Source organism: Mycobacterium colombiense CECT 3035 (assembly GCF_002105755.1).
In the GTDB taxonomy this organism is placed as follows: Bacteria; Actinomycetota; Actinomycetes; order Mycobacteriales; family Mycobacteriaceae; genus Mycobacterium; species Mycobacterium colombiense.
Window position 1 is genome coordinate 4,053,381 of the sequence record NZ_CP020821.1, and the last position, 15,708, is coordinate 4,069,088.

At 66.6% G+C, this 15,708-nt stretch carries 17 protein-coding genes and 1 tRNA gene; 8 read left to right on the forward strand and 10 right to left on the reverse strand.

All coding sequences use genetic code 11. The features are described from left to right. Window positions 1–38: 38 nt before the first annotated feature. Complete coding sequence (locus tag B9D87_RS27085) at window positions 39–182, forward strand: hypothetical protein (protein WP_167540315.1); 144 nt, start codon at window positions 39–41, stop codon at window positions 180–182. Window positions 183–206: 24 nt separating this feature from the next. On the opposite strand, the gene B9D87_RS19040 is transcribed toward B9D87_RS27085, so the two are convergent. From B9D87_RS19040 to B9D87_RS19065, 6 genes are all read right to left on the reverse strand, one after another. Beyond that, window positions 207–518 carry a DUF2694 family protein gene (locus B9D87_RS19040; RefSeq protein WP_007771672.1) on the reverse strand — a complete coding sequence of 104 codons (312 nt, stop codon included), beginning with the start codon at window positions 516–518 and terminating at the stop codon, window positions 207–209. Next, complete coding sequence (locus B9D87_RS19045; protein WP_007771671.1) at window positions 515–832, reverse strand: ESX-1 secretion-associated protein; 318 nt, start codon at window positions 830–832, stop codon at window positions 515–517. The genes B9D87_RS19040 and B9D87_RS19045 overlap by 4 nt, the downstream gene beginning before the upstream one ends. A gap of 50 nt (window positions 833–882) precedes the next feature. Next, window positions 883–2,334: a DUF4226 domain-containing protein gene (locus B9D87_RS19050; protein ID WP_007771669.1), complete on the reverse strand. Its 1,452-nt coding sequence runs from the start codon at window positions 2,332–2,334 to the stop codon at window positions 883–885. Window positions 2,335–2,469: 135 nt separating this feature from the next. Beyond that, window positions 2,470–2,835 (reverse strand): DUF4226 domain-containing protein, encoded by a 366-nt coding sequence (locus B9D87_RS19055; RefSeq protein ID WP_007771667.1) that lies wholly within the window; start codon window positions 2,833–2,835, stop codon window positions 2,470–2,472. A 47-nt stretch (window positions 2,836–2,882) separates the two neighbouring features. Further along, window positions 2,883–3,704: a C40 family peptidase gene (locus B9D87_RS19060; protein WP_007771666.1), complete on the reverse strand. Its 822-nt coding sequence runs from the start codon at window positions 3,702–3,704 to the stop codon at window positions 2,883–2,885. Further along, the gene (locus tag B9D87_RS19065; RefSeq protein ID WP_007771664.1) at window positions 3,701–4,486 is read right to left on the reverse strand and encodes a helix-turn-helix domain-containing protein; all 786 of its coding nucleotides are present in this window, start codon (window positions 4,484–4,486) and stop codon (window positions 3,701–3,703) included. Before B9D87_RS19065 ends, B9D87_RS19060 begins: the two co-directional genes overlap by 4 nt. A gap of 144 nt (window positions 4,487–4,630) precedes the next feature. Between B9D87_RS19065 and B9D87_RS19070 the strand changes: the two genes are divergently transcribed. The 4 genes from B9D87_RS19070 to B9D87_RS19085 all read left to right on the forward strand — a co-directional run bounded on the left by B9D87_RS19070 (window position 4,631) and on the right by B9D87_RS19085 (window position 7,898). Next, the gene (locus B9D87_RS19070; RefSeq protein ID WP_007771662.1) at window positions 4,631–5,047 is read left to right on the forward strand and encodes a WhiB family transcriptional regulator; all 417 of its coding nucleotides are present in this window, start codon (window positions 4,631–4,633) and stop codon (window positions 5,045–5,047) included. A gap of 93 nt (window positions 5,048–5,140) precedes the next feature. Continuing rightward, on the forward strand, window positions 5,141–6,523 hold the full coding sequence (locus tag B9D87_RS19075; protein ID WP_007771659.1) for an acyl-CoA dehydrogenase family protein: 1,383 nt from the start codon (window positions 5,141–5,143) through the stop codon (window positions 6,521–6,523). A 63-nt stretch (window positions 6,524–6,586) separates the two neighbouring features. Next, on the forward strand, window positions 6,587–7,582 hold the full coding sequence (locus B9D87_RS19080) for a pirin family protein (RefSeq protein ID WP_040630503.1): 996 nt from the start codon (window positions 6,587–6,589) through the stop codon (window positions 7,580–7,582). Then, window positions 7,569–7,898 carry a GNAT family N-acetyltransferase gene (locus B9D87_RS19085; protein WP_007771657.1) on the forward strand — a complete coding sequence of 110 codons (330 nt, stop codon included), beginning with the start codon at window positions 7,569–7,571 and terminating at the stop codon, window positions 7,896–7,898. Before B9D87_RS19080 ends, B9D87_RS19085 begins: the two co-directional genes overlap by 14 nt. Window positions 7,899–8,002: 104 nt before the next feature. Here the strand turns inward: B9D87_RS19085 and B9D87_RS27580 are convergent, their stop codons facing one another. The 3 genes from B9D87_RS27580 to mbtM form a co-directional block, all read right to left on the reverse strand. Beyond that, window positions 8,003–8,482: an Imm61 family immunity protein gene (locus tag B9D87_RS27580; protein ID WP_238553448.1), complete on the reverse strand. Its 480-nt coding sequence runs from the start codon at window positions 8,480–8,482 to the stop codon at window positions 8,003–8,005. 1 nt (window position 8,483) lies between these two features. Next, the gene (locus tag B9D87_RS19095) at window positions 8,484–10,466 is read right to left on the reverse strand and encodes a TNT domain-containing protein (protein ID WP_007771655.1); all 1,983 of its coding nucleotides are present in this window, start codon (window positions 10,464–10,466) and stop codon (window positions 8,484–8,486) included. 311 nt (window positions 10,467–10,777) lie between these two features. After that, on the reverse strand, window positions 10,778–12,334 hold the full coding sequence (gene mbtM, locus B9D87_RS19100; protein WP_007771654.1) for a long-chain-fatty acid--ACP ligase MbtM: 1,557 nt from the start codon (window positions 12,332–12,334) through the stop codon (window positions 10,778–10,780). Window positions 12,335–12,702: 368 nt separating this feature from the next. On the opposite strand from mbtM, the gene B9D87_RS19105 reads away from it, so the two are divergent. Both B9D87_RS19105 and B9D87_RS19110 read left to right on the forward strand, forming a co-directional pair. Further along, entirely contained in the window at window positions 12,703–13,200 is a 498-nt protein-coding gene (locus tag B9D87_RS19105; RefSeq protein WP_007771652.1) for a DinB family protein, read from the forward strand. A gap of 26 nt (window positions 13,201–13,226) precedes the next feature. After that, a complete protein-coding gene (locus B9D87_RS19110; protein WP_007771650.1) occupies window positions 13,227–13,586 on the forward strand; it encodes a nuclear transport factor 2 family protein in 360 nt (119 codons plus the stop codon). A gap of 79 nt (window positions 13,587–13,665) precedes the next feature. Here B9D87_RS19110 and B9D87_RS19115 read toward each other — a convergent pair. After that, window positions 13,666–13,748: transfer RNA gene (locus B9D87_RS19115), tRNA-Leu, on the reverse strand. 252 nt (window positions 13,749–14,000) lie between these two features. On the opposite strand from B9D87_RS19115, the gene B9D87_RS19120 reads away from it, so the two are divergent. Further along, on the forward strand, window positions 14,001–15,638 hold the full coding sequence (locus tag B9D87_RS19120) for an FHA domain-containing protein (RefSeq protein WP_007771648.1): 1,638 nt from the start codon (window positions 14,001–14,003) through the stop codon (window positions 15,636–15,638). Window positions 15,639–15,708 lie beyond the last annotated feature (70 nt).

The window sequence follows — 15,708 nt, forward strand, 5'->3', positions numbered from 1 at the left end:
GAATTGTGCGGTCGCACGCCCCTGGGTAGCGTAAGGCCATGGCTGATTCTGCACTGCAGCAGCAACTCGACGAGGTGCGCACCTTGCTCGCTCGCGCGCGAGAGTTGTTCGGCCCCAACCCGGTAGAGCCGCCGACCGGTATCGTCCCCGATCCCAGCGTGGCCAAGCCGTGGTTGCGCTAGGCGGGCAGCTCGCCTGACAGCCCGTTAAATCACGCCGTTGCGGCGGCGCAGCTTGTGCGCCAGCAACTTTTCGATGGCCGCGTCGAGGTCTCGGGGTGTCGGGACCTCCGCGGACGGGGTGTGCCCGGCCGCGACGATCTCGTCGCGAATTTCCAGCAACGCTTTGAGGCACGACACGTCGGCGGTGAGCAGAATGCCCTGCGCCAAGGTCTCGGCGTCGGTTTGCATCGCCTCTTCGCTCAGCGCGACGCTGTGCATATAACCGCCGCGGCATGAGCGGACGAGAATGTGTCCACTCGGGTGAACGGTGTCGAAAGCGGGATTCGCGTCGGTCATCGACCGCGGTCGACGATGTCGCCGAACTTCCCTGCCGCCTCTTGCTCGTGCTGCTCCCACATCGTCGCCGAAACGGTCAGCTTGTCGGCCAGATCGGCGTGGTCGGCAGCTTGCTGCTCATAACACTGGCGCCGAAGTTCGAGCAGCTCACGGCCGGCGTCGCGCAGTTCACTGAAGATCGGCCCAAGCGAATCGAGGCTCTCTTGGATCGCGGCGTGCGACGACGGAACGGTACGCAGGTACTCGGAGGTGTCCTGGTGATGCGCGGCAGCCTGACGTAGGTGCGCAGGCACTACATGAATCGAATCTGCCATCCGCTGTCTCCTGTTGACGACCGCCGGTGGTGCCGGCGGATTCACTTTTGTCAGGTGGTCGACGAGGTCGCCGGCCGGGTAGGTGTCGGTGGGTCAGGCTTGGCCGGCGTCGGTAGTGCCGCGGCCGCCGCCGGCGGATGCTCCCAGCCTAGGAAGCTCGGCCCGCTCACGGTGGCGATGTGTTGAATTTGGCCATCGAGGAGCGCCTTGCCGGAGCCGAGGGCGAGTGCGTGACGGTCGGTGAGCATCCCGATGTCGCCGGGCGCCACCTGTAGGGGATCGATGGGGCTGGGCACCGCGGTTCCCGGTGGAGGAATGGTCATTCCCTGATGCTGGAAGGCCTCCGCTATCGGGGTGCCGCCGACGGCCGCCGTGATCGCGGCCGCCAGCTGCGGGCTGGCGGCGGTCACCGTTTCCCCGTCGGGCAACGTCACCGGTGTCGGACCGGCCGCCGGCTCATCCGCCGACGTATCGCGCTCGGTCCCGTCGCCCGCCTCGTCCGAAGCGTCCAGCGCCTCCGGTTCCCGGCCCTCGTCGTTCGGCGGCTCCTCGTCGGCCAGATCGTCAAGAGCCGGGCCGGCCCCGTCGCGGCCCTGCGCACCGGAGAGCGGAAACCCACCGGGCCCTTCCCAACCGGCCATCGACGGCATGGAGCCGAGCCCGGGGAGTGAGCCGCCACCGAAGTTGGGCATGGCGGGCGTCATCGGCGACTGCGGCACGGCCGGCATCGCGGCGCCGACGGCCGGATCCGGTCCCGCGACATCCCCGGACAGCCCGTCATCGTCGCCCAACAGGGAGTCCAGCAGCGGATCCCATTCGGCATCGAGATCATCGGTCGCGCCGGCCGCGGACGTATCACCGACCGGCACCGACCCCCGCGGCTGTTCAGGCGGGGCAGCCGGTTCCCCCTTCGAGGCGTCGTACAGCGACGTCCAGGCGGCCATCAGCGCCGACTTGGACGTGTCGTCCAGGCTGGCGTTCAGGACGACCTCGCGAATGTCGCGGAGCTTGCCGATGAGAAACCGCTGGAAATCACGCGCACCGGCCGGGGTGTCCAGGTCTGACCTGATCCGCACCGCGGCTTCGGTTTCGTGCTGCAACTTGGTCAGGGCTTCTCTGCCGTCAACCGCACGCAGGTGCGCATTCAGAATCGCCGATATCACCTGCATGTCCAGCTGCGAGCTCGCCGAGTTCTGTTGCGAGAGGGCGGCTTCGGCATTGGCGATGGCGTCGGCAGCAGCGCCCGTCTCGCGATCGGGCGGTGCCGGGGTGTCGGCGGACGGCCGCGGCACGGGCGGATTGGCCGCCGTTGCGGCGCCGAAGATGCCCGCGTGCTGCTGGCGGATTTTGCGCAGAATCGCCTCGACCTGTTCAGGGCGCGTGGTCGGGGTGATGACGGCGGTCACTTCGCCGGGCGCCAATCCCGTCTGCCATGCGTTCGGATCGCCGGTGCGATCGCGCACGTATTTGACCGCGGCAAGCAGGTCGTCGTATGCCGACATCAGCCAGGCCGGCTGCGCCGCAGCCTGCTCGAACGCTGCTGCGGGAAACGACGCGACCCCTCCATGTTCGGCGACAGTACTCAGGGGCAAAGCTGCCGACAATTCACTGCACTGCACGGTGTGGACTACTTCCGGCTAGCCGGAGTCGGCGCCGTACTGGGCCCGAAGGCTCTGCAACACAGCCCTTTTCGCCTGACCGAATTCGCGCGCTTCGGCCACGACCGAGGCGATCTCACGCTGCTTGGCCATCAGGAATTTCTGAAATTCCCGCGCCCCCATGGGCGTATCGAGCGCGAGGTCCGCCTGGTGCACGGTCGCGTGGTCGATCTGCTCGGCGATGGAGTCCAGTCGCCTGACACTCTCGCGCGCCGCCTCATGAGCGCTCGTCAACACGTCGGTCAGCACCCGATCGGCTTCCGACGCGGTACCGTGCTGACTCGCCAGCGCGGACCGCCGCGCCTCAACGGCCTCCAACGAGGGCCCCGGTTGTTGTTCCGGCATCGCTCACCCCATTCGTCGTGCCCGCGTCGCCGGGCGGTCTTGGCTTGTCATATCGGTCGGCGGATCGCAACGTTGTTGCCCAGTCGGCTTATTCGAACCGACGCACCCGAATACGGCGCTTCCACAACCAGGTTGTTCCCGATCGCCAGCTGCACGTGGCCCGCGTGCGGAAACACCAGATCGCCCGGGCGCACCTGGGAGCGGGCCACCGGGATGCCGTCGTTGATCTGCTGATATGTGGTGCGATCCAGGTGGATCCCGGCCTGCGCGTAGCTCCACTGCACCAGCCCGGAACAGTCGAACCGGTCGGGTCCGGTCGCGCCCCACACATAGGGACGCCCCAAGCGAGACAAGGCGGCGCGCACCGCCAGTGCGGCGCGCTCGCTCGGCAGTCCCGCGGTCCCGAGCCGGCGGTCGTGCCGCAGCCGATAGCGCAAGGCCACTAGTTCCGCGTAGCGCCGTCGCGCACGCAAGCGTGCCGACAAGACGTGCGCCCGTTGGGCTCGCAGGCGAGCCACGCGGCGTCGCATCGCCTCCCGCTGGGCCAGCGGTGTGGCCGGCATGTCGGCATCGGCGCGGGCCGCCTCCAGCACGCTTCGGGTCAGATCGCGGGCTTGCGCGCGATCGCGGTGCGCGCCGGCGATGACGTCAGCGGCCGCGGCGTCGGTGCCGGCCGCCGCGGTGAGACGTTGCCGGCTGTGGTCCACCGCGAGTTGGTAACCGCCGTGCGCCATCTTGTCGCTCAGCCGAGCGGCGCGCTGCAGCACGTTGCGGTGGCTCGTTGTGCCGGCGTCCAGGGACGGCGCCCGCGTGCTGCCGGCGAAGAGTCGATGAGCGCGGCTCAGCGCCTGAAGTTCGGTTTCGCTCACGATGCCCCCTCCTCGTCAACGTGGCTTGCCGCGTTGTGGCCGGACTCGACCGCGTCGGTGAAGGCGCGGACGCGGGGGAGAGCACCCGGCGCGATCACCCCCCGGTTGCGGATGTCCCACATCTCGTCGACATCCACACCGACCAGAGCCGCGATGATGGTCTCCGGCAACGACGACCGCGCGCACGCCCGATCGAAACGCGCGCTCAGGCTGGTCGGCATCCGCTCCAGCAGCGCTGCACGCGTCGCCTCCAGCGCTTGCAAGTGCTCCATCAGCCGGCCGGTCGAGTCGGCGCCGGCGTTCACGGCCACCCGCCAGGAGCTGGCGGCGAGCATCTCTGCCTTCACGCATTGCGCGATCACAGACAGAATATACGTCTCATATTCGTTTGATGTTGTCGCCGGCAGTCGATCGATGACGGATTTGAGGGCGTCGAGCTGCGCTTCGGCATAGCCTTCCAGCACTTCCGTGTCGCTGTGCCGGTCAACCACCACCGGTCCACTGCGCCGGGTCGGCATCGGCGCCGGCGGCGGCGCGGCCATCAGACGCGCCAGCTCGGCGTCCGGATCGGCGGCCACCAACAGCCGCGAATAGGTGCCCGGCGGCAGGCCAAGGCCGTTTTCAATCTTCTGAACAGTGCTTTTGTGCGGCTTGCGGGCTCCGCGCTCGAGAAAGCTCAGGCCCATGATGCTGACGCCGGTGGCCGCGGCGAGGTCGGCGAGCGACCAATCGCGGGATTCGCGAAGCGCGCGGATCGCCGCACCGGCCGATTCACGGGTCACCGCACGCTCCGGCCATGGGCCGGATATTACACAGCCAGCACGTTCGATATCGGTATATACGTTTTTGTCTCGTTTCTCTTGCTTTCGGCCTGTCTCTCTGTATACGCTTTTGCCTACGTTTCACGCTCGACCGAGGAGACCGACATGGCACACCCCTGCGCAGCCAATCCGGAACTGTGGTTCGGCTACCCCGACGACGACGGTGGTGACGGCGCCGCCAAGGCGCGCGCGTACGAGCGGTCGGCCACCGAGGCGCGGATTCAGTGCCTGCGCCGCTGCCCACTGGCGCAGCAGCGCCGCTGCGCCGCCCACGCCATCGCGCACCGCGAGGAGTACGGCGTGTGGGCCGGGGTGAAGCTGCCGGGCGGCCAATACCGCAAGCGCGACCAACTCGCTCAGGCGCACGAGGTCCTCCGGCGTATCGCCTCCGGCGAGATCAATGCCCGCCAGCTGCCCGAGAACGCGGCCCTGCTGGCACGGCACGAACACGAAGCGGTCGCGGTGGCCGCAGTCGTGCTGCACCTGCCGCTGGCGCAAGTCAAACCCCGTTCGGCCGCCTGACATTTCACCGAAAGCCGGCGCGGCAGTTTGCTGAGCCGGTCAACGGGGTAGTCGGGGTCGGCAGGACCAGTCTGTCGACTTAGAGGCGCACCCATGACGTTCGACCTGACCCCGACGGCGGCACAACACGACCTTGCCCGGCGCACGCACGAATTCGCCGAATCCGTAATACGCCCAGTCGCGCTCGACTACGACCAGCGACAGGAATTCCCCTGGGCCGTCCTCGAGGAGGCGGCCCAGCGCGGGTTCTACAGCCCGCTGTTCTACCGCGACCTGATCGGCGATCCGTCCGGCATCTCCCTGCCGATGTTCATGGAGGAGCTGTTCTGGGGCTGCGCGGGCATCGGCTTGGCGATCGTCATGCCGGCGCTGGCGCTCTCGGCGATCGGGCAGGCCGCGTCCCCGGAGCAGATGTTGGAGTGGGCGCCCGAATGTTTCGGCACGCCAGGGGATCTCAAATTGGCCGCCCTGGCCATCTCCGAGCCCGAGGGTGGCAGCGATGTGCGCAACCTGCGCACCCATGCGCGCCGCGACGGCGACGACTGGATCATCGACGGCCACAAGATGTGGATCGGCAATGGCGGCATCGCCAACGTGCACGTGGTCAACGCGGTGGTCGACGAGGAGCTCGGCCATCGCGGCCAGGCGCTGTTCGTGGTGCCGGGTGGTACGCCCGGACTGAAGATGGTGCGCAAGCTGGACAAACTGGGCTGCCGGGCATCTCATACCGCCGAGTTGCTCTTCGAAGGTGTGCGCGTTCCGGGCGCCAATCTGCTTGGCGGAGAAGACAAGCTCCAACACAAGCTCGCCAAGGCCAGGGAAGTTGTGGCGGGCGGAAAGCGGTCCGGTTCGGCGACGTTGGGCACCTTCGAGCAGACCCGGCCCATGGTCGCCGCCCAGGCCATCGGCATCGCGCGCGCGGCCCTCGAATACGCCACCGGCTACGCCACCGAGCGCGAGGCCTTCGGCGGACCCATCATCGACAACCAGGGCATCGCGTTCCCGCTGGCGGAGCTGGCCACCCAGATCGACGCGGCTCGGCTGCTCACCTGGCGTGCGTCGTGGATGGCGGCCAACAACGTCCCCTTCGAACGGGGCGAGGGTTCGATGTCGAAGATGGCCGCCAGCGAAGTCGCGGTCAAGGCCACCGAACGCGCTATCCAGACCATGGGCGGCTGGGGTTACATCACCGATCATCCGGTCGAGAAGTGGTATCGGGATGCCAAGCTGTACACCATCTTCGAAGGAACCAGCGAGATCCAAAGGATGGTCATCTCCAACGCGCTGGGCGCCGCCGTCGGCACCCCGCCGTTGCACGTGGTGCTCGAACCGTCCGGTGGGCCGCTCAACCGGGTATTCGGGCGGGGCACCCCGCTGCGCTCCCGCGCGGCCGACAGCGCCCTGTCGATGAAGGATCGCGTGCCCGAGCCCGTCATGCGACTGGCCATGAAGGTGCTGCGACCACCGCGCAAGTAGGCATGCCGGATACGGTCGCGGAGGACGGCGCTCACGACAGGGCCCCGCGGCGAAGGGTGGACGATGAGCAATCTTGAAGTAGCGCCGGCCGAAGTTGCCTGCGCCGCTTCACAACACCTGGATGCGTCGCCGACGGTGGAAGTGCTGCAGCCGCGCGAGGTTCCGCTGGGCGGCCCCCGGGCAATCCGGGTGCAACGCACCCTTCCGCAGCGACAGCGCTCGCTGGTCGGTGCGTGGTGCTTCATCGACCACTACGGCCCGGTCGCCGCGCGGATGGACGTCCCGCCGCACCCCCACACGGGACTACAAACCGTCAGCTGGTTGTTCAGTGGGGAAGTGGAGCACCGCGACAGCGCCGGCGTGCACGCGGTTGTTCGGCCCGGCGAGCTGAACCTGATGACCGCGGGCGCAGGCATCTGTCATTCGGAGGTCTCGCTGCATGCCGCGGCGCTGCTGCACGGCGTCCAGCTCTGGGTCGCGCTGCCCGCGTCCGATCGCGACACCGGACGTGACTTCGCCCATTACACGCCGGTGCCGGTGGCGCTACCGGGCGCGACTGCGCGGGTCTTTCTCGGCGAGCTGGCCGGTGACCGATCGCCGGTGGCGACGGCTACGCCGTTGCTGGGCGCCCAGATCGACCTCGACGCCGGCGCCGCCCTGGACATCGACGTGGACCAGGCCTTCGAGCATGGGGTGCTCTGTGACTCCGGGCCCGTACACGTCGACGGAGCTGCCGTGGCGACGGCCGAATTGGCATACCTGACTCCCGGCCGGACCCGGGTGCGAGTACAGAATGCGGGGGAGGGCCCCGCGCGGGTGCTGCTGCTCGGCGGCACCCCCTTCACGGAAGCGTTGGTGATGTGGTGGAACTTCGTCGGGCGAAGCCACGAAGACATCGTCGACTACCGACAACTGTGGGAGGACGGCGACGACCGATTCGGCGCCGTCCAGGGATACCGGGGAGCCCTCGCCCGGCTGCCCGCCCCACCGCTGCCGACCGCACGGCTGCGGCCCAGGCCTACACCGCAAAGAAAGGGAAGCACAGATGACAACCGATAAGACCGGCGCCGAAGCCACCGTTCGCCTCGAGGACGGCAAGTACACGATCTCTGTCGAGGGTAAGACGGTGGGGCTGGCCGATTTCGCCGACCGCGGCGATCAGCGCGTCTTCTACCACACCGAAATCGATCCGGCCTACGGCGGACGCGGGCTCGCCACGATCCTCGTCGAGGAAGCGCTCAACGAGGCGCGGGATGAGGGCAAGCGCATCGTTCCCGTGTGCTCGATGATCGGCACGGTGCTCAAGAAGCATCCCGAATTCGACGACATCACCGACGCCGTCACGCCGGAGATCACGCAGTGGGTGCGCTCGTAGCGTTCCTGGACCTCACGCGCGATTGAATGGTGAGCCACCAACACGCTCGTCTGCTGAAGGCCGCATGTCGACCGACGCGGATAGATTTCGGACGTCGGAATCGTTCAAAGTCCGCCTTGGCTAGCGATTTCCAGCAGGTCGTCGAAAGATTTAAGCATTATGTGGCTGAAAATTGTAGCGTCGCCCACCACCAATATGGCCCATTCGCCATCTAGGCGCAGCTCGATATTTCCTTTGTCCAACTCGGACACTTCAACTCCGGCGGCATAACCCAACTTATAGAGGTCGGTGCCTAATGGGCCAGACGCCAAGCCAGAGCGCGCGAGGGTTGCCCAGTCCCACACCAAATACTTCTCTACCAGGTCAAAGCTCGAAAATTTCGCGACGTCTTTGCGCTTATGGCCACGGTCGTCGACCATGTCGATTGCCCAGCAATCTTTGCCATCTCGAATATGGACCGAGTAATCATTCGCATTGAATGCGATTTTGCAGTCATCACAACTTAACGATGTTGAGACGCCAACCAGCCCGGCTTTGGGAGCCCATTCTGACCAAATTTCTGTCAAACGCGAAAAATCTACCATCTCACCGTATCCGCACCACTACGCCAAAACGTTCCAGCTGTTCCACGGTACCATTTGTGCCATCTGGTTTGATGATTCGATATTGCTGACCTCCACCCGGTTGATGGAACCACGGCGCTGCCTCCGATCCCTCTATATGCCAGCCAGGAGGCAGCGCAGCCGGATCTTTCACAACGTATTGGTAGAAGGGTTGGGCAGCACTTCCCGGGGGCAGTGAAAGTTCAGCAAAGGGTGTCCCCTCGGGAGCCATGTAGGAGCCCCCTGGATTGCCAAATCGGCTGAGGGTGGAGCCTGGGGTGAGATGGGCGTCGGGAACGACGGTACCGGGGACCGCGTACGGCTTGGTCGGCAACGTGTCGTCGGGATATCGCAGGCGGCCGTCAGGTTGGGTGAATTCCGGGCCAGGCTCAACCGGATGGTATCCGTCGAACAAAGGGTGGTCTGGGGCAAGTGGTGGCGGCGGCGGGTGATCCGGCGGTAGCGGTGGCGGACTGTCGGGCAGCGCCGCTACGTGAGGCCCCGCTGGCGCGTGCTCGCCGGGTACGTCGGCCGGCGGCGCGTGTTCGACGGGTGCATCGGCGGCCGGCGGCGTGTGCTCGACGGGTGCATCGGTGACCGGCGGCGCGTGCTCGACCGGAGGCGGCTCAAGAGGATGCGTGCCGGGGACGGGCTCACCTCCAATCCCTGGTGCACCGTGCGGAGGGGGATCCGTCCCGGCCAGCGCGGCACGCAACTCTGGCCCGGTCATGCCACTGGCCGTCAGGCTTTCGGACGTCAAGCCCTCAAACGCTTCTCGACCGAATAGCGCCTTCGCGCCTTGTAAAAGCGCCTCCCCGCCGGCCTTCAGCCCCGGCCCCCCGACCGCCAGGGTGATGGCGGTCCAAAGCGGTTCGGGGGTGGCTTCCACTTGCCCGGGATCCGGTGTGCGCATGCCGGTCAACTTGCCGCCGTTGAAGCTGTAGTAGGTGCCGGTGGCCTGGTCGAAGAACTCGCCCGTTCCGTTCTTGAGCTGGCCGATGACCTGTACGGGCTGTCCCTTGTCGTTGTAGGTGAACATGAAACGCCCGTCGGGGGTGATGCTCACCGACGCGGGATCAATGCCGGTGTAGTCGGGCATCTTGCGCAGGTCGTCGAGAGCCTTCGCAAGATCGTCCTTGAGCTTGGGCAGCCTGGCGTTGGCGGCCTCGGCTTCCGGCGACCCTGGGCCGTGGGTGTATGCCTCGGCCGCGGCCTTATTCAGAGCGTCCCGCGCAGCGCGTACCTTGGCCAGTTGGTCCGCCACCGCCTGTGTGATGACTTGGCGGATCTCCCCCAATGCGGCCTGTTGGGCGGGCGACGGCGGGGCGACACCGTCAGCGTCGGCGCCATGGAGGGGTGCGCCGTCATACCCTTCGGCGTGAAGGCTATCCAGCGATTTCTGAAGGCCGTCGGCGTAGCCGTTGCGAATCGCTTGCAGTGCGGCCAGCGCCGCCTTGGTGTCGCGGAGGGCATCCTCTTCACAGGTGTCGATGAACGCGTGCACTGCGTCCTTGTCCGCGGCAGTGAGGCTTTTGTCGTTGTTCAACAGGTTGACGGCCTGGACGACCGAGTCCGAGATGCTCTTCAACTGCGCTTCCAACGCGGCGATCCGTGCTGAGCCTGCCTTCTGTGCGTCGGCCAACGCCGCGGCGATGTTTTCCAGGTCCGCGCCGATCTTGGGCAGCTGCAAGGACTGCGCTCCAAGGGATTTCACGACCCGCTGAACTTCGTCGGAATCATTGATCGGATGCCCGCCATCCTGCTGATTCCAGGCGGCTTCGAATCGGGTGCGGGCCTGCTGGAAAGCGCTGTCGGCCTCGGCAGTACATCGACCCGCGCGATGAAAGGCCTGGGCCAAATTCGAAATCTGCAGCGGGCTGCCAGCTTGCAGGCTCGCATTAATCGCCCAGGGGTCGCCGCCGGCTTCGGCGACCAGCGCCCTCTCATCTATATAGGGAAGTCCCATGACACCATCGATCGCTAACTAACTGGCGATGCGCATCGCACCGCGGACGCGCGCATTCCACGTCGATGTGCATTGTCGACCCTCCTGAGCTGCACATAAGGGTACTGACACGGGCGCACCGGTCAATTCACCATGCGTTTCTGCCAGGGAATTTCGCGTCCGCTCCATCGCGGGACGATGACGCGAAATTTGCTGGGCGACAGTAACTCCGGTATCGGCGAAGCCGGAACGTTGCGGACCGCCTCGGAGATATCCGTCAGCCCACGGGGAGAGTAGCCGAGGGCACGTCGGTCGTCGCGAAACCGCCGGCCTCAGGTGGCAAGCCGCCGGCCCACCTCGAGGCGCCTCAGCTTGCCCGACGAGGTGCGCGGCAGCGAACCCGGCGGCATCAAGACGACGTCGGCCGGAGTCACGCCGCACACCGAGATGACCCGTTTGATGACCGCGCTGCGGGTCACCTCCTGGTCGGAACCCAAGAACTCCGCCGCGATGAGCAGTCGGGCCCGGGTCGCCCCGGATTCGGACCCCACCGCGACCACCGCGCCTTGCCGTACACCGTCGACTTGGCCTGCTACCTGTTCGATTTCGGTGGGGAAGATGTTGCGGCCGGCGATGGTGATGACCTCTTTCGAGCGCCCACAGATAACCAGTTCGCCGTCAACCAGGTAACCGATATCGCCCGTGCGAAACCATCCCGCGTCGAGATCCGATGCGGTGCCGATGTCGCCGAAATAGCGCGTCATCATGGAGGTTCCACGGATCTCAACCTCCCCGATCGCATCGTCGGACTCGGCCGGGCTTATTCGTAGCTCCATGCCGGGGATCGGCCGTCCCAACAGAGCGTATTTCTGGAGGCTTCCGGATTCAGTGCGCTCGTCGATGCGCAATCCGTCTGCGCACTCAGGCATGGTGACGGCGCATGTCGACTCGGCCATCCCGTAGGCGGGGGTCGGCGCCGAGGCCCGGAAACCGAACGGCGCCATCGCCGTTGCGAACTGCTGGAATCCCTCGCAATCCACCGGTTCTCCACCGTTGATGGCAACACGCAGCGGCCCTAGGTCGACGTCCGACACTCGACCGGAGAAACGCCCGAGCGTGGCGTACCCGAAATTCGGTCCGGCGGTCAACGTTGCCGCGCTGGCCGAAAGCCACTCCGCCCAGCGAAGTGGTGCCGCCGAGAAGGCGCCCGTCGGGGCCTGCCACAGCGGCATGCCACTGAGAACGCAGGTCAGCAGGAAAGCCAGACCCATGTCGTGATAGATCGGCAGCCACGAACACCCGCGGTCGGTGGCGCCGTCGAGTTGGAGCCGTTCGGCGATGCCGCGCATGTTGTTCACCACCGCGGTCGGCGACAAGACCGCCGTGCGCGGATCGCCCGTCGACCCGGCGGTCCCCTGCAGGATTGCGGCTTCCGAATCACGTGGAATTCGAAGGTCATTCGACGCCGGGGTGCGCGTAGCCTCGGCCAAGCCGCAGACGACAGGCGTCGATTCGGTCTCGGCGAGAAGGCGCAGGGTCTCTCCGTGGCTGAGGACCATGCTGACGCCGATTCCGCTGAACCGGGTCATCGTGTTGTGCGCCCAGTCAGCCGGGTCGGCGCCACGCCGGGGACGCGGAAGGATCGACACCGCCGCGCCCGCCAGCCACGCGCCTTGGATGGCGGCGATCAGCTCGATGGTCGGTTCGCCGACAAGCCCCACCGCCCCGACGTGGTCCTGCTGGAGCAGCCGCGCCGCGATGCGTTCGGCCATCCCGTGCACCTCGGGCCAGGGGCGCGCCGTCCATTGGTCGGTTTCTTTGTCCAAGACCACCAAGTCATGCGGTGATCGGGTCATCGCCTCGCGCATCGCGGCGGCGAGCACGCTCACGCGCGGGCTCCCGCGCCAATCAAACGGGTTGTGCCAGTGCTGGGTTCGGATCCCAGGCCCAAGTGATCGTGAAGGAATTTGACCAACTGATCGTCGACGGTGCGGGGCACAGGGGGATGGGAGAAGGTCATGCGTCGGGACCCTACCGCGCTGATTTAGGTAAGGCTACCCTCATATCCAATCTGTGGGTTGTCTCACCGTCGCACCGACGTGACCGGCCTGCCCGCGGGCGTCGGCTCGGGGGTAGCGTGTCCGCAAGCACCGGAGACGGGCCCTGGATTTGTCTAATTGACCTCCGGCCCAACATCGTTCGCCGGGTCATCTGTTTTTCGAGCGATCCGCGGGAACCGGTCTGAAATGATGGTCGCGTGACAGACCCCTGCGCGGGATGCGGTTTCACCTATGACCTGCGCCGAGCCGCAACCGTCGGCGCCGACATCCGCGCCGCGGCCGCCGAAGTCGTTGCGCTTCTGAGTAGTAACGACATCGACACGCGGCTGCGAACACGACCCGACGTCTGGTCACCGCTGGAATACGCCTGCCATCTGCGCGACGTGCTGCTCGTACAGCGCGAACGGGTGCTCGCGGCCCGGCGCGTCAATGGCGCCGACTGCGCGTCCATGGGCCGCGAGGAGCGCGCCGAGCACGACGGCTACAACGAGCAAGACCCCATCGAGGTGGCCCGCCAACTGAGCGGCGCCGCAACGCTATTCAGCAACGTCCTGGCCCGGCTCGCCGACGGCGACTGGGAGCGCACGGTCGTTTATCACTATCCGGAGACGAGCGAGCGGTCGTTGCGTTGGGTCGCGGTACACACCGCACACGAATTGCAGCACCATCTCCTCGACATTCGCCGCCAGCTATGAGCGGAGCCGGGCGCTACAGTGCCGGCATGAATGTCGATGCGGTCGCGTTCAGCGAACGGTGGGTGCAGAACTGGAACGCCCATGACGTCGAAGCCGTTCTCGCCGACTTCCATGACGACGTCGTGTTCACGTCGCCCGTGGCCGCCGAGATCTTCCCGGAAACGCACGGCGTGGTCCGCGGTAAGGCCGCGTTGCGGCGGTATTGGACCGGCGCCCTCGCACGCATTCCGGATCTGAGGTTCTCCGTCGACGGCGTGTACCAGGGCATCGACACGATCGTCATCGCGTACCGCAACCAGAACGGCGACTCGGTCAGCGAGGTCTTGACCTTCCTGGACGGCGCGGTCATCGAGGGCCACGGAACCTATCGGGTATCCGCGTCGTAGCGCGGCGCCACACCCGCCCCACAAACACGAAAGTCACGACCTCTTTCGAGGCCGTGACCTTTCGTTGAACCGCTCAGTGTGGGCGAAGGGGGACTTGAACCCCCACGTCCCGAAGGACACTGGCACCTGAAGCCAGCGCGTCTGCCATTCCGCCACTCGCCCGGAAAAACAACCGATGGACCATATCACTCTAATGGCCCGAACCCCGAACCGACGAAGCGGGCCCGAAGCCGTACCGTACCGCGCACCTGCCGCTCTGCGCCTTTCTGAGCTGGGCGGATGCAATTCTCACGATTTCGAAAGTGCCGCGGCGACACGGTGTCCCGATACCATGCGGAAGTGATCCAGCACCGGGGTGATTCGTTTGCCGCCCACCGGCAATACCTCATGGCAAGTGCACGCGAACGGTAGGACATGAGTAGCCAACGGGGGCTGGTTGCGCGGATCGAGCGCAAACTGGAGTCGACGGTAGACAATGCCTTCGCCCGGGTATTCGGTGGATCGATCGTTCCACAAGAGGTCGAAGCCTTGTTATGCCGCGAAGCGCGTGACGGGGTCCAGAGGCTTCACGGAAATCGCCTTTTGGCCCCCAACGAATACATCATTACCCTCGGTATGCACGACTTCGAGAAGGTGAGCGCCGATTCGGATCTCACGTCGAGCGCTTTCGCGAGGTACTTGGCTGACTACATCCACGAACAGGGGTGGCAAACGTATGGTGAGGTGGTCGTTCGGTTCGAGCAGTCATCGAGCCTGCGCACCGGCCAGTACCGCGCCCGCGGTGCTGTCAACCCCGATGTCCAGCCCCGCCCGACGGTCGACGAGCCCGTCCGGCCACAATCAAATAACGCGTTCGGCGAAGAACGAGGAGTAGCACCAATGACTGACAATTCTGGCTACCGCGGGACTCAGGGGCCGGGGCGATCCGGCGACGAGTACTACGACGACCGCTACGGGCGTCCGCAGGACGACGCGCGCGGTGGCCCGGACCCGCAGGGAGCACCCGACCAGCGGGGTGGATATCCACCCGAGCAGCAGGGCTACCCGCCTCAGCAGGGCTACCCACCGCCCCGCCAACCCGAGCAGGGCGGCTACCCGGAGCAGGGCGGCTACCCCGATCAGGGGCACGGCGGCGGCTACCCACCGCAGCAGGGCTACCCGGAGCAGCGCGGCTACCCCGAGCAGCCGGGTCAGGGCGGCTACCCACCTCAGCAGGGCTACCAAGATCAGCGCGGCTACCCCGATCAGGGGCAGGGCGGCTACCCGCAGTCGTACGAGCAGCGTCCGCCCGCTCCCGGTGGCTACGGCGGCCAGGGTTACGACCAGGGGTACCGCCAGGCCGGCGGCTACGGACCGCCTGGCGGCCAGCCGGGCGGCGGGCAGCAGGGCTACCCCGGCTACGGCGACTACGGTCGCGGTCCGGCCCGGCCGGACGAGGGCGGCTACGCCCCGCCCGAACACCGACCCGGCTACCCCGAGCAGGGCGGCGGCTACGACCAGGGCTACCAGCAGGGCGGCGGATACGGACGCCAGGACTACGGTTCGGCCGAGTACACCCAGTACTCCGAGCACGCGCAGGGCGGAACGTACGGCGGCCAGGCCGGGGGTTACCCCGAGGCCGCCAGCCCCGAGTACGAGTACGGGCAACAAGCGGACTACGCACCGCCCGCCGACTACGGGCAACAGGCTGACTACGGCCAGCCCGCCGACTACGGCCAGCAGGGCGGCTACGGCGGCTACGACCAGGGCGGCTACGGCGCCGGCGGTACCACCATCACCCTGCAGCTCGACGACGGCAGCGGGCGCACCTACCAGCTGCGCGAGGGCTCCAACATCGTGGGCCGCGGGCAAGACGCCCAGTTCCGGCTGCCCGACACCGGCGTGTCACGGCGTCACCTCGAGATCCGCTGGGACGGACAGGTCGCGCTGCTGTCGGACCTGAACTCGACCAACGGCACCACGGTGAACAACGCACCGATCCAGGAGTGGCAGTTGGCCGACGGCGACGTGATCCGCTTGGGCCACTCGGAGATCATCGTCCGGATCCACTAAGCCACTGGGCTTAACGCTGCCGTGCTTCGCCCCGTGTCGTCCGCCGTCCAAGTATCGTGACGTAGCCGAT

Bases quoted from the DNA above. Each gene is read 5' to 3' on its own strand.
- B9D87_RS27085 (WP_167540315.1), top strand. From the start codon at position 39: ATGGCTGATTCTGCACTGCAGCAGCAACTCGACGAGGTGCGCACCTTG.
- B9D87_RS19040 (WP_007771672.1), bottom strand. From the start codon at position 518: ATGACCGACGCGAATCCCGCTTTCGACACCGTTCACCCGAGTGGACAC.
- B9D87_RS19045 (WP_007771671.1), bottom strand. From the start codon at position 832: ATGGCAGATTCGATTCATGTAGTGCCTGCGCACCTACGTCAGGCTGCC.
- B9D87_RS19050 (WP_007771669.1), bottom strand. From the start codon at position 2,334: ATGTCGGCATACGACGACCTGCTTGCCGCGGTCAAATACGTGCGCGAT.
- B9D87_RS19055 (WP_007771667.1), bottom strand. From the start codon at position 2,835: ATGCCGGAACAACAACCGGGGCCCTCGTTGGAGGCCGTTGAGGCGCGG.
- B9D87_RS19070 (WP_007771662.1), top strand. From the start codon at position 4,631: ATGGCACACCCCTGCGCAGCCAATCCGGAACTGTGGTTCGGCTACCCC.
- B9D87_RS19075 (WP_007771659.1), top strand. From the start codon at position 5,141: ATGACGTTCGACCTGACCCCGACGGCGGCACAACACGACCTTGCCCGG.
- B9D87_RS19080 (WP_040630503.1), top strand. From the start codon at position 6,587: ATGAGCAATCTTGAAGTAGCGCCGGCCGAAGTTGCCTGCGCCGCTTCA.
- B9D87_RS19085 (WP_007771657.1), top strand. From the start codon at position 7,569: ATGACAACCGATAAGACCGGCGCCGAAGCCACCGTTCGCCTCGAGGAC.
- B9D87_RS27580 (WP_238553448.1), bottom strand. From the start codon at position 8,482: ATGGTAGATTTTTCGCGTTTGACAGAAATTTGGTCAGAATGGGCTCCC.
- B9D87_RS19095 (WP_007771655.1), bottom strand. From the start codon at position 10,466: ATGGGACTTCCCTATATAGATGAGAGGGCGCTGGTCGCCGAAGCCGGC.
- B9D87_RS19110 (WP_007771650.1), top strand. From the start codon at position 13,227: ATGAATGTCGATGCGGTCGCGTTCAGCGAACGGTGGGTGCAGAACTGG.
- B9D87_RS19120 (WP_007771648.1), top strand. From the start codon at position 14,001: ATGAGTAGCCAACGGGGGCTGGTTGCGCGGATCGAGCGCAAACTGGAG.